The organism is Fibrobacter sp. (genome assembly GCA_012523595.1).
GTDB lineage: Bacteria > Fibrobacterota > Chitinivibrionia > Chitinivibrionales > Chitinispirillaceae > JAAYIG01.
The window spans coordinates 16,711-29,791 of sequence record JAAYIG010000168.1; the positions used below are offsets into that span (position 1 = coordinate 16,711).

Consider the following 13,081-nt stretch of genomic DNA (forward strand, 5'->3'; position numbering starts at 1 on the left):
AGTCAGTATGATGATCTTGATGAACCCTGGTGAATAATAAAACGTGCAGATTTGTAATCACCATTTCAGGTCATTATTACGATAAAAAAATCCCCCTGCCAAGGGGAAAAGGGAGATTCCCATGTACCGGGCTGACCACATAATATTCTTTACCATTATATGTATCCTTTTTTCAGGCATTTCTGTTAACGCAGCCGATGCACCCTTTATGGTTAAAGAGGGTTTGTTCAACCAGTCCAGACCCGACGATCTTGGTTTGACAACCGCTCCCGGTACCGAAACTGTGACTGTCTTCAGGCCATCGGATGAGACCGATCATTTCAGCAACGGCGTAGTTATGATCGGATTCAAGGATCATGTTTATTGTCAATGGCAGAGTTCACAGACCGATGAAGACGCACCTGAGACCTGGGTAGCCTACAGCCGCAGCAGTGACGGCAAAGTGTGGTCGGCACCCATGACACTTGTTCCTGAGAGTGACAGCGGCTATCACAGCTCGGGCGGCTGGTGGGTCAATGGTGACACTCTGGTTGCTTATATCAATATGTGGCCGGATGACTATACGGTTCGGGGTGGCTATACACAGTATAAAACCAGTACCGATGGCATAAACTGGTCAGAAATAAAACACCTGCCCATGGCAGATGGTACCCGGCTTAACGGAATATTTGAACAGAACCCCCACAGGCTGCCGTCAGGACGCATTATCGGGGCGGCTCACTTTCAACCTGGCTTATTTGTTCGCCCTGTCTATACAGATGATCCATCTGGAATAAGAGGCTGGAAAAAAGGGAATATCACCACACTACCCTCAAGCGGTAATAACAGCCGTGAGATGGAACCAAGTTCTTTTTATCGGGCTGACAATGCGGTAGTGATGGTTTTCCGGGATCAGAGCAGCACGTTTTTCCGTCTGGCATCTGTGAGTAATGACTTCGGGGCAAACTGGACTGTTCCTGTTTTAACAAACATGCCTGATTCCCGGTCCAAGCAGAGTGCGGGAAATCTTCCTGACGGGACAGCTTTTCAAGTGGGCAATCCAGTTAACAACAAAACCAGAGTTCCTCTTGTTATCTCATTAAGTAAAGATGGTCTGATGTTCGACAAGGCATTTGTTCTTCGCGAAGGCGGAAGCGGCCTTCAGAGCTTGCGCTATGCAGGCAAGGCAAAAAGTGCCGGCTACAGTTATCCCAAATCCACGATATGGAATGACTATCTATATGTTTCTTATGCGACAAACAAGGAAGATGTAGAGTTTACGAGGGTACCTCTCACCAGCCTGTATCAGAATGCAACGATTATAGACAGATCTCATTTATCAAAATCAGATCCGGTAAATTTTTCATTTTCACCTCTTGGCGGCAATTTAATAAAGGTGTCTCTCGGAGAATATGGAGGCCCAGGTAAAATAATGGTGTACGATGTAAGCGGGAAGCTGATTAACAGGAGTGAATTGGTTAAGGGAAAATCTGTTGTTGAGATGAAGAACAGACATGGAGTTTTCATTTTCATGGTCACTGCTGATCATGGGAAGATTTACAAAGCTCAATTCGGCTTCGCTCAGTAAGCCACTTCTGTGCACTTCGGCTGAGCTCAGTGTACACATACCCCAGTTGAATTTAGAAATCATATTCATGCTGGAAGAGTTGCGGAATTAGGAATGTCAGGGGAAAATTGAAATGGGGCTTGTTTCCACAAAGTGCTCTGGGAGAATACGCAGAGTGATAATCAACAAACGGTATCATTTTTACTGAGGTTGTTTTGCGGAGAACAATGGTTTGTTTTATTTCCGGGTCATTGATTCATCTCTGGGGTGAAATAGTGACTTAACCTGTTAAATGATGCCTCAGCAAGTTCAATAATTCACCCCTGAGGTGAATTAAGGACGTTCCAGCTCCCATCACAAGGCAAATCTCTCTCTCATGACCGGCCATAATTTCAGAGGAACTATAACTACATATTATATATTTAATCTTTTCCCCATTTTCTTTTCCGGAGGATCTTGCATTGAAACAGGACACTATTTTAGTCATCGATTTGGGTGGTACCGATAACTCTGTGATCGCGCGGATGGTACGTGCGATGGGAGTTTACAGCGAGATAGTACCTCATGATATAACTCTTGAGCAGATCAAAGCTTATTCCGGCCTTAAGGGAATAATCTATGCAGGCGGGAAAAACCGCATGGTCGACGGTGTCAAGGTTTGTCCCGGAAAGGATGTTTTACAGAGCGATTATCCGTGCATGGCGACAGGATGTGATGACATGCCGGAGATTAACAGAGACACGATGGATGAAGAGACTGTCCGTCATTTTGTTTTCGATAAATGTAAGTGTAAAGCTGAATGGAACATGGATGTTTTTACACAGAATAAAATCTCTGAGCTCAGGGATCAGATCGGAAATGAAAAGGTACTCCTTGCCCTGTCCGGCGGGGTTGACAGTTCCGTAGTTGCCGCTCTTCTGATCAAAGCAATCGGAAGCAATCTCATCTGCATCCATGTTAATCATGGCCTGCTGCGCAAAGGTGAATCCGAGGAGGTAGTGCGGGTTTTCAGAGAGAAACTGGGAGCGAATCTCGTATATGTGGATGCTGTGGACCGGTTTCTGAGTAAGCTTGAGGGGGTCAGTGACCCTGAAAAAAAACGCAAAATAATTGGCAACGAATTTATCCGTGTTTTCGAAGAAGAGGCTGCAAAGCTTGAGGGCATCCGCTTTTTGGCACAGGGAACCATCTACCCTGATATCGTTGAGAGCGGTACCAAAACCGCCAGGGCTATCAAGGCTCATCACAATGTAGGTGGTTTACCTGATGATATGAAATTCGAACTGGTTGAGCCTGTCAAATACCTTTACAAAGATGAGGTCCGGAAATGCGGAACAGTTCTTGGATTGCCGGATTCGATGGTGTATCGTCAACCCTTCCCCGGTCCGGGTCTCGGTGTGAGATGTCTTGGCGCGATCACCCGTGAACGTCTGGAGGCAGTACGTGAATCAGATGCTATCCTGAGAGAGGAGTTCCGGAAAGCGGGACTGGAGGGTCAGGTGTGGCAGTACTTTACGGCTGTTCCTGATTTCAAGTCGGTTGGTGTACGGGATCATGCAAGATCCTTTGAATACCCGGTAATAATCCGTGCTGTCAATACAATCGATGCAATGACCGCGGAGATCGAGACACCGGATTGGAACCTGCTTAAAAAAATCACATCGAGGATAATTAATGAGGTTCCTGGTGTTAACCGCGTAGTTTACGATTTAACCCCAAAACCCACAGGAACAATTGAGTGGGAGTAAGGCCATATAGTACGAGTGTACGAATGTACGACAGTACGACAGAACGAGGGCACGACATCACGAAAATACGACAAAATGGCTGCACTCCAATGCATGTAACCCCGATAAAATCCGGGTAAATAGAAAACAATGAGATTTCATTTCCTTGCAAGCCCGGTTTACCGGGCTTAGTATGGCCAGAGACGGCATTAATGCCGCCGGCATGTTGAACCATGTTTCAATATTTTATATTCTCCACTAGTTTAAATTCCCGATTTATTATCCTATAATTTTTTACAGCACCTGAAAAGAATTCTACAAAAAAGGGGGGACAGATAATGCAGACAATTTCTTTTACCATGAAGTCTTCACTGGTTCTGATACTGCTGACAGTGTTTTCCCTGACCGCCCAGCAGGCAACAATAGACCTGAACAGTGTCAAGCAGGAGATTGACGGTTTCGGAGCGGCTAGCACTATCTGGTATCCTCCGCTCACTGATGCCCAGATTAATGTGGCATTTGGGACAGACAATAACCAGATGGGACTCTCAATCCTGAGAATACACATTGATCCGAACAAATCATGGGACAGTGAAAAATCGAATGCACAGAAAGCCAAAGCAAAGGGCGCGAAGATTCTTGCTACCCCCTGGACTCCCCCGGCCTCGATGAAAACAAACAATAATACGGTTGGCGGAGAATTGAAGCCGGAATCCTATACTGAATATGCCAATTACCTGAATGAGTTTATCGATTACGTAGGAGTCGTCGATGTAATTTCCATACAAAACGAGCCTAACATTAAGGTCGATTATGAATCCTGTGACTGGACACCCACTCAGCTTCTTAACTTCTGCAAAAACAATGCCTCTGTACTGAAGAAACCGGTTTTGATGCCGGAGACGTATAATTTTGATGTCTCCTACTCTGATCCAGCACTCAACGACCCTGTAGCTGCCGCGAATATCGATTATATAGGTGTTCATTTATACGGTGCACAGATGAAAACCTATACCAATGCGATAAGCAAGGGGAAAAAGATATGGATGACCGAGCATTTCTATGATCCGGATGATATGAACACCCTTATAACCTTCGGTAAAGAGATCCTTGATTGCATGTACAACAGTATGAATGCCTACATTTACTGGTACCTTGCCACTCCCAACTGCAATTTTATCGAAAATGACGCATCGGTCAAGAAAAAAGGATGGATAATGACACAGTTTTCACGTTTCGTGCGGCCGGGTTATTATCGTGTAGATGCGACATATCAGCCGCAGAACGGGGTATTTGTGGTTGCATTCAAAGGTGAAAATACCGTGATTGTCGCAGTTAACCAGAATACATCGCAAAAAAGTCAGACATTTACATTCAAGAACGCCGAGCTTTCCAGGGTGTATAAATACACGACATCAAATTCAAAAAATGTAGCCAATGAGGGAGTGATCGAGGTTACAGACAATTCATTCACTACAGTTCTCGATGCGCAGAGTGTGACAACTTTTGTCAGCGATTCTGTAACTGTAAAACCACCTGAGCCGGTTTCAGCTTTTACACAGATAGAGGCTGAGAGCTATTTTTCCCAGTCAGGTATCCAGATTGAGAGCTGCATTGAGGGTGGAGAAAACGTCGCCTACATAGAAAACGGGGATTACACTGTGTATAGTATTGATTTCGGCACTGGTGTCAACAGCTTTCAGGTAAGAGCCGCAAGCGGCGGTCCGGGCGGAACGATTGAATTGAGACTTGACAGTCTCAATGGTCCCCATGCCGGGACATGCCAGATTGCAGCAAACAATGACTGGCAGGCCTGGACAACAATCACCTGCAATATCAGCGAAATAACTGGTATACACAATCTTTACCTTTTATTTACAGGTGGTGAGGGATATCTGTTCAATATTAACTGGTTCAAGTTTGATCTCGTGACTAAATCAATCAGGACAAGGCAGTCTTTACCTTTCACAGGAGGATCAGAACCGGCTGCAATTTATCAGTTGAATGGGAGAAAACTGCTGCAAACTGAACATATCAGAGATGTCAAGGTTCCCCATGGGACATATATTCTAAAGAATGGGGAAGCAAGCAAGACCATTACAAAAAGCAAGAAGTAGAATTTTCAGGGACTCTCTGAGCATCGGAATCGGTATTGAAAAGCCCTAATTTCGATACCGATACCGACCCCGGATAAGAGCAACAATAAACTACTCCTCTGGTTAAAATCGGTGGCAATGTGGTTCCACTTGCCTTTACCGTGTACTCAAAATAGTACAGAAAAACAGTAAAAATTAACAACCATCTTCCATTCCTTCCCGTTTACTCTTATACTATAGTATATGCAGCCCCTGGAGTTTTATACCGATTACCGGAAATTCCTCGCAGATTACTATAATTTCAAGAGAAGTACCTCGAAGGTATTCTCTTACCGCTCCTTCTGCATCAAATCCGGTCTCAAATCCCCATCGATTTACCGGGAAGTAGTTAATGGAAAGCGTAATCTCACCCCTGCAACAACTGCGGCATTTATCAAGGGATTGGGGCTTTCGGAACGGGACGGACGTTTTTTTGAGAACCTTGTCCTCTTTAATCAGGCTAAAAACGAGGAGACCCAGAAAAAATACCTGGCTATCCTGAGAGGTTTACACTATCGCAAACCACAGAAACTGCTTCCGGTCCACTACTATGAATATTATGAAAAATGGTATAATCCGGTTGTGAGAGAGCTCGCAGTTGTATTGGACTGGAAGGAAGATTATTCAATACTTGCCAAATCTGTAAACCCGCAGATCAAAATCTCTGAGGCACGGGAGAGCATAAACCTCCTTCTACGGCTGGGACTTCTGCGCAGAGACAGCAAGGGGAAGTACACTCAAACAGATGCCGATATCACAACCGGCCCCGAGGTGAGTTCCATCGCTGTGAGAGGAATGAACCGTGAGTACGCACGTCTTGGCATGGAGGCAATCGATCGGTTTCCTCCCTCTGAACGTGATATCTCAAGTGTTATCATGGCTGTACCTCACAGCAAACTTCCCGATCTTAAACGGGAAATCGCAGATTTCAGGAAAAGAATAATAGGCCTGATTGACAGCGAAAGTGAAAAGGCTGACAGGTTTTATTCTCTTGTTGTTGAACTGTTCCCTGTTGGTCAACCCAATGATTCCCAGAGGTCAGAAAAATGAGAAAGTTTTCCAGGATTCTTATATTCATCATCACAGCCCTTTTCAGTTGTTCCATCGGGCCTGACATAGCAGGAACAAGCGAACAGGGAAATGCACGCTATACTGCAGTGATCTACACATCTGAAAATGAACCGGCCTCAGGAGCCACGGTCAGGCTCCGCCGCACAGACTATACAAAAGATATAGTCCTCTCAAAAACGGCAGTTGTAAACTACGATAATCTCATTACAGACCAGAACGGTTCGTTTGTTCTGGATTCTCTTGATACTGGTTCATATTTCATAGAGGTCACAGACAGAACCAGCGAAGCAGTATTGATTAATCTCGCAGTTACCAAAAATGACACCGGGCTTATCACTCTTGAGCCTGATACTATGCAGCCTTTTGCAACTATCAAGGGTAAAATCGACTACGACGCGGTTACAGAACGGCGCTTTGCACAGGTTGTGGGGCTGGAGAGGCTTGTGGAAGTCGATATTGACGGTTTCTTCGCATTTAACGACCTTCCTGAGGGCATCTATACAATTAATATTATCAGTGCCGATCCGGAAGCAAGTCCGATTGTCCATAAGAATGTGACTGCGATTTCAGGCCAGACCACACTGACCGCATACCAGGGATGGCTCTATAGTATGCCGATTTATCTCAACACCACATCTTCGGGAGCTGCAGTCTATGAAAACGTATATAATTTCCCGGTACTTGTCAGATTAAACAGAGGAAATTTCAATTTCAGTGAGGCAAAGGGAAATGGTGAAGATGTGCGGTTTGTAAAGCCGGATGTCGATTCTACTCCCCTGCTTTTTGAAATAGAGCGGTGGGACTCGAGCACAGGAGCCGCTGAAATCTGGGTTAGAGTGGATACGGTTTATGCAAATACCACGAGATTATCATTTGTGATGATGTGGGGGAACCAGCAAGCGGAAAATGCAGTACAGAGCGGGTCTGTGTTTGATACAGCGGATGGGTTTGGAGCTGTATGGCATCTTTCCGGAGAGGGAAACGCGAAGGGAAAAGATGCTACTCAAAATGGCTTTGACGGCAGAGTTTCCAATGTAGGGAGCGTTGAAGGGATGATAGGCAGTGCCGGATTATTTACTGGTACAACCGATGACAGCTACATTACTATTGAAAACTCGGCATCAGGGAAACTGAATTTTCCTGAGGACGGTCATTACTCTGTTTCCGCCTGGGTAAATTCTGACAGTATCAATTCCAACCGGACAATTTTAAGCAAAAGTGATGTCCAGTATTATCTGAAAATTCATGGCTTCAAATGGCATTTTGCCGAATACCAGAGCGACCCGGCAGGATGGGACTTTACAGAAACTGATTCCTCTTATTCGTACAGGAAATGGGTTTACCTCTGCGGAGTACGTAACAATGATAAACAATACCTCTTCGTGGATGGGGTTTGTGTTGACAGTACAATAAGCCATAACCATGACACTCTTGCCCGTGATGAATCGTTTAATGTAGAAATTGGAAGAAGGATTAAATCAGATGGTGATGACGGGCAGTATTTCGAGGGAAAAATTGACGAAGTGCGAATCTGTACGAAAGCAAGAAACACCAGTTGGATAAAGCTGAGCTATATGAATCAGAAGGAAGATGACCTTCTGGTGTTGTTTGGAAAGTAAGATCCTCAGTATCTTTATGAAAACGGTTATAAGGATAACATTCCGTAGCAATTTTAGAACTGAAGGAATGGGACTTGTACCGCATTAAAGAGTACACAATCCTGATGTTGGATCCGATTCGCATTCCGGATCCAATTTATTCCGGACATCAGTTCCGGGTCCATCCGCATTCCAATCCACAGGACTTCGCCCGTTGCTAACCCTTTCAGGGTTCAAACAGGATAGTAACAGTTTCTGAATCCAACGCCACCCTTTCGGGAAGTAGCAAAGTATATTTCATTTATCTGTCGTTGTGTTGATAAAGGACTTATCGTTACAATACACTTTAAACCCGGAGGTATGTGTCATGAGTAAATTATACGATAATCTGAATGAACAGATGAATTTCGAGTTGGAATCTGCGTACATCTATGCGACAATGTCAGCGTATTTGGATGCACAGAACATGAAAGGGATGTCACATTTTATGGATGAGCAGGTGAAGGAAGAGATGTCCCATGCCGCTAAATTCAAAAAATTCCTTCAGGAAACAGGATATGGTGTGAAATTTCGTTCTTTAAATCCCGGAGATGGGAAATTCGGATCTATTGAAGAGGTATTTAAAAAGGCCCTTGCACATGAGAAAGTGGTGACATCACGCATTCATAACCTGGTAAAAGAAGCAAGAGAGGAAGGTGATCAGAGAGTGCTTAATCTTCTTGCCTGGTTTGTGGATGAGCAAATCGAGGAAGAGGACACTTTCAGCGTGCTTGCAGAGAGACTGGAAAGAATTGCCGGTCAATGGAATGGCCTGTACATTCTCGATAAAGAGCTTTCTGCCAGATAATCAGTCTAAGCTGTACAAACGTCGTAAAATCCACTATTAGAGATAAAGGTTCATCTCCAGCCTGAAGGGTTGGAGATGAATTTTTTATCACCTTTTGTCTTCTTTATTGACCATTTCTACAAGATATTATTGATTCGGGTTTCCAACAGCATTCATTTGAAAAACAGATGGGGAATGTTCAGCGATAAAAGTCAATGATAGTCCATCCCCGGTTCGTTTTCTGGTCCCGTTCAACTTCAGTTGATAAAAAACGTACATCCGTAAATCCTGCAGTTTAAATTTCCGGTTTTGTATGTTAGAATTATTTTATCTCAATCTTTGGAGAGCGCTTTTTACCCATAGAATCGTCTTTATCTGCAATGGAGGGCAAAAATGAATTTAACCCGCAATGTGCTTCAAACTGTCATTATCATCTTCACAATTATGCAATCGGTACCGGCCAATTTTTCGGAAGGGCTCTTTAATCATAAGCAGATCCCAGGTTACAACAATCCGGGTGCTGTCATAACTGCAGATGGAATAAAGCTCTCATCTTCCATGCAGAAACTTGACGCTTATGTCAGGCCTGAAGGAGTAATCCTTCGCTCCCTGTCAGAACCTGGTGGAGGTGAATTCTCTGTCATCCCGGTTTCTTTTGGCAGAAGATCCGGGTTATCACGGGTCCTTGATGCTGGAACTGTTTCCTCAGAAGATATGGAACTGGTTAAACTCCATAGAAGTATGCTTATAGAGCAGTTTTCTGCAAACGCCGACGGTATCCGCCAGGATTTTGTGATTGTAAATAAGCCCCATGGTCAGGGACCGCTTATTCTGTCACTTGCCGTCCATGGTGCATCCGCCTCTGAAGGCAGGACCGACATCTCTTTAACGCTTCCCTCAGGAAGGACCTTTCTGTATGGGAAACTTGAAACGGTTGATGCTGATGGGAAAGTGCTTCCCTCCCGGATGGAGGCGGTGGGAGCAGAATCCATTCAAATCACCGTTGATGACAGAAACGCAAAGTACCCTGTTTTAATCGATCCTACGATCACAGATGAAGACTGGGCGGTGATGAACAGTGAGGGAATCATGGGCGTTGACGGTTTTGTTTACGCGCTCTGCTACTGCAAAGGTAAGCTTTACGTTGGAGGAACAATCAGCTTTGCGGGTAAAACACCTGTTAACAATATCGCCATGTGGGATGGAGAAAACTGGAACGCACTGGGAACAGGTGTCAACCAGACAGTTTACGCGATCGCCTGTGACAGTGCCGGCAACGTATATGCCGGAGGCGAATTCTCAAAGGCCGGAGATGTTGAAAATGTATATAACATAGCGAAATGGAACGGTTCCGGATGGAGCAGGATGGGAAATGGGCTTTACATACCAAACAGTTACTCAAGTACCATAAGAGCCCTGGCCTGTGACAGTGCCGGTAACGTATATGCCGGAGGAACTTTCAGCTATGCCGGATCCAACAGGCCTGTAAAAAACATTGCAAAGTGGACCGGAAGTACATGGGATTCCCTGGGATCAGGGCTTGGTTCCACAGCCAATCGGGTTAACGCACTCTCCTTCGATAAGGCGGGAACACTTTACGCTGGAGGAGCTTTCAACGGAGGTATCGCATGCTGGGATGGAGAAGAATGGAAACTGCCGGGGTCAGGTGTGAAGCCCGGAAGTGTAAACTCTCTCTGTATTGATATCAGCGGAAATCTTTATGTAGCCGGAGGATTTGACACAGCAGGAACCATAGCCGCAAAAAATATCGCGATGTGGGATGGGAAAAAATGGTTATCATTTGAAACAGGAATGGTCTACCCGTATTATCCATACGCAATAGCCTGTGACGCAAACGGGACAATTTATGTCGGCGGTTCTTTTACAGAAATAGGCGAAATAAGCGCCCGCAATATTGCAAAATGGAACGGAGACTCATGGGAACCTGTCGGTACAGGAGCAAACAAAACCATCTACGCTCTTTCCTGCGATGCAAACGGAAATCTTTATGCCGGAGGACGTTTCTTTACTTTTGATGAAACGCCGGTTTCCAACGTGGCTAAATGGACCGGTGATTCCTGTGTCATATTGGGCAAAGGAATAAACGGCTCAGTCTACGGATTGGCATTAGACTCCAGTGGAAATTTCTATATCTGCGGCGGATTCACCCATATTGCAGGTGTTAACGCAAACCGTGTAGCAAAATGGGACGGAAACTCCTGGAGTGCTCTGGGAAATGGATTCGATGGTGATATATCCACTATGGCAATTGATATCTCGGGAAATATCTACGCCGGAGGTTTCTTCAGGAGGGCAGGCGATGTTCCGGCCGCCAACGTCGCCAGATGGGATGGAGAGAAATGGAACGCACTTGCGGCTAAGATGATCAGCGAGGGCTGTAAGGGGTGTGATTATGTAAATCAGCTTCTGCTCAGGGATGGAGATCTTTACATGGCAGGAAATTTTGACACTATAGATGATGTATCTATCCACAATATCGCAAGATGGGACGGAAGCAAATGGAACTCAATTGGAAAAGGAACCGGAAGCACAGTAAGAGCTATTACTTTTGATAAAGACGGGAACCTGTATGCGGGAGGTTATTTCGAGACTGCAGGTGACGATTCAGCTCATTATGTCGCCAGATGGAACGGTACCCGATGGGATTCACTGGGAAGCGGAGTCTGGGGATCATATATTAATGACCTCCAATGTGATAAAAATGGAAACCTGTATGCAGCAGGTTATTTTGGATCTGCCGGAGGTGTAACGACATCAAACATTGCCATGTGGAATGGCACGAAGTGGTCAGCACTCGGAGGAGGCATCAGTAGTGTAATTTTTTGTATAGCAATTGACGACTGGGGAAATCTCTATGCGGGAGGAGAGTTTGGATCTTCAGGAGGTATTACGACTAAAAATATAGCCAGATGGGATGGGAGCACATGGAGCAGGTTAGGATCAGGAACAGATAAATCAGTCGGGATGCTTCTCCCGCACGGCCCAACACTGTTTGTAGGCGGGAACTTCAATACGGCGGGCAAGAAAGTCACCCCCAGAATAGCCACTGTAAAAATTGAACCTCCTGTAGGAATACCGGTTTCCCGTATCAACGGTACTACAAACACGAGTTTCAGACTTGTCAATAACACTCTTGTTTTTCCCGGTATCCGGACTCAGGATCAAATCAGGCTCTACACCCTCTCAGGCGAATGTATCCGCAAAGCACAAGGAAAACCGGTCCTTGATCTGGCCGGCATCGCTCCGCAACTGCTCATAGTCCGGATTATAAGAGAAGAAAAACTCATCTCGGCAGGAATGGTTTTGAAAAGATAAAGCATGCTTGATAACTGGTTTGCATAATGTGAAATTGATGAGCTACAGAGCTGACACTCAACTGTTGACAGGTAAGTGTCAGCTCACTGCAGCTCAATTTTCACGCTCTATATTGTAATCTCATTCCCACTCAATCGTTCTACCGATGGCACCGATAATGAATTCCGATAGCATCCACCGAAAACTGACGAGGGATGCTTACTTGGCGATAAAAGGAAAAAGATAGTCCGTCCCCAATCTATTTAAGCGCTTATAAAAGTAAAAAAAGGGACAGACTATTTTTTTACTTTTTTCATTAGCCTCAACCGGAATCAAAAAAGCAAAAAACGCTATCTCCTTCCAGGATAGTCACCTGTAGCAGTCCGATGGCTACCGATGATGAACTCCGATAGCATCCACCGAAAACTGATGAGGGATACCTGGCGATAAAAGGAAAAAGATAGTCCGTCCCCAATCTATTTAAGCGTTTATAAAAGTAAAAACAGGGACAGACTAATTTTTTACTTTTTTCAATAGCCTCAACCGGAATCAAAAAAGCAAAAAACACTATCCCCTTTCAGGATAGTCACCTATAGCAAGTCCGATGGCTACCAATAATGAATTACAATAGCATCACAGAAAAACAGATGACGAATGTTTGGTGATAAAAGGAAAAAGATAGTCCGTCCCCAATCTATTTAAGCGCTTATAAAAGTAAAAACAGGGACAGACTAATTTTTTACTTTTTTCAATAACCTCAACCGGAATCAAAAAAGCAAAAAACACTATCCCCTTTCAGGATAATCACCTATAGCAGTCCGATGGCTACCGATAATGAATTACAATAGCATCCACAGAAAAAC

Annotated in this window: 7 protein-coding genes; all 7 read left to right on the forward strand. The window is 44.7% G+C overall.

All coding sequences use genetic code 11. The annotated features are described in order from the left end of the window. Positions 1-121 precede the first annotated feature (121 nt). The 7 genes from GX089_11475 to GX089_11505 all read left to right on the forward strand — a co-directional run bounded on the left by GX089_11475 (position 122) and on the right by GX089_11505 (position 12,239). Positions 122-1,567 (forward strand): exo-alpha-sialidase, encoded by a 1,446-nt coding sequence (locus GX089_11475; GenBank protein NLP03107.1) that lies wholly within the window; start codon positions 122-124, stop codon positions 1,565-1,567. 440 nt (positions 1,568-2,007) lie between these two features. Next, positions 2,008-3,294 carry a glutamine-hydrolyzing GMP synthase gene (guaA, locus tag GX089_11480; GenBank protein NLP03108.1) on the forward strand — a complete coding sequence of 429 codons (1,287 nt, stop codon included), beginning with the start codon at positions 2,008-2,010 and terminating at the stop codon, positions 3,292-3,294. A gap of 338 nt (positions 3,295-3,632) precedes the next feature. Next, the gene (locus tag GX089_11485; GenBank protein ID NLP03109.1) at positions 3,633-5,390 is read left to right on the forward strand and encodes a carbohydrate-binding protein; all 1,758 of its coding nucleotides are present in this window, start codon (positions 3,633-3,635) and stop codon (positions 5,388-5,390) included. A 222-nt stretch (positions 5,391-5,612) separates the two neighbouring features. Beyond that, positions 5,613-6,458 (forward strand): TIGR02147 family protein, encoded by an 846-nt coding sequence (locus GX089_11490; GenBank protein ID NLP03110.1) that lies wholly within the window; start codon positions 5,613-5,615, stop codon positions 6,456-6,458. Then, the gene (locus tag GX089_11495; protein ID NLP03111.1) at positions 6,455-8,098 is read left to right on the forward strand and encodes a DUF2341 domain-containing protein; all 1,644 of its coding nucleotides are present in this window, start codon (positions 6,455-6,457) and stop codon (positions 8,096-8,098) included. Before GX089_11490 ends, GX089_11495 begins: the two co-directional genes overlap by 4 nt. Positions 8,099-8,444: 346 nt before the next feature. Further along, positions 8,445-8,924 (forward strand): ferritin, encoded by a 480-nt coding sequence (locus GX089_11500; protein ID NLP03112.1) that lies wholly within the window; start codon positions 8,445-8,447, stop codon positions 8,922-8,924. Between the two features lie 372 nt (positions 8,925-9,296). Then, the gene (locus GX089_11505; protein ID NLP03113.1) at positions 9,297-12,239 is read left to right on the forward strand and encodes a hypothetical protein; all 2,943 of its coding nucleotides are present in this window, start codon (positions 9,297-9,299) and stop codon (positions 12,237-12,239) included. The last annotated feature ends 842 nt before the right edge of the window (positions 12,240-13,081 follow it).

Excerpts from the sequence above, each read along its gene's own strand:
- GX089_11475 (NLP03107.1), top strand. The coding sequence starts at position 122 with ATGTACCGGGCTGACCACATAATATTCTTTACCATTATATGTATCCTT.
- GX089_11485 (NLP03109.1), top strand. The coding sequence starts at position 3,633 with ATGAAGTCTTCACTGGTTCTGATACTGCTGACAGTGTTTTCCCTGACC.
- GX089_11490 (NLP03110.1), top strand. The coding sequence starts at position 5,613 with ATGCAGCCCCTGGAGTTTTATACCGATTACCGGAAATTCCTCGCAGAT.
- GX089_11495 (NLP03111.1), top strand. The coding sequence starts at position 6,455 with ATGAGAAAGTTTTCCAGGATTCTTATATTCATCATCACAGCCCTTTTC.
- GX089_11500 (NLP03112.1), top strand. The coding sequence starts at position 8,445 with ATGAGTAAATTATACGATAATCTGAATGAACAGATGAATTTCGAGTTG.
- GX089_11505 (NLP03113.1), top strand. The coding sequence starts at position 9,297 with ATGAATTTAACCCGCAATGTGCTTCAAACTGTCATTATCATCTTCACA.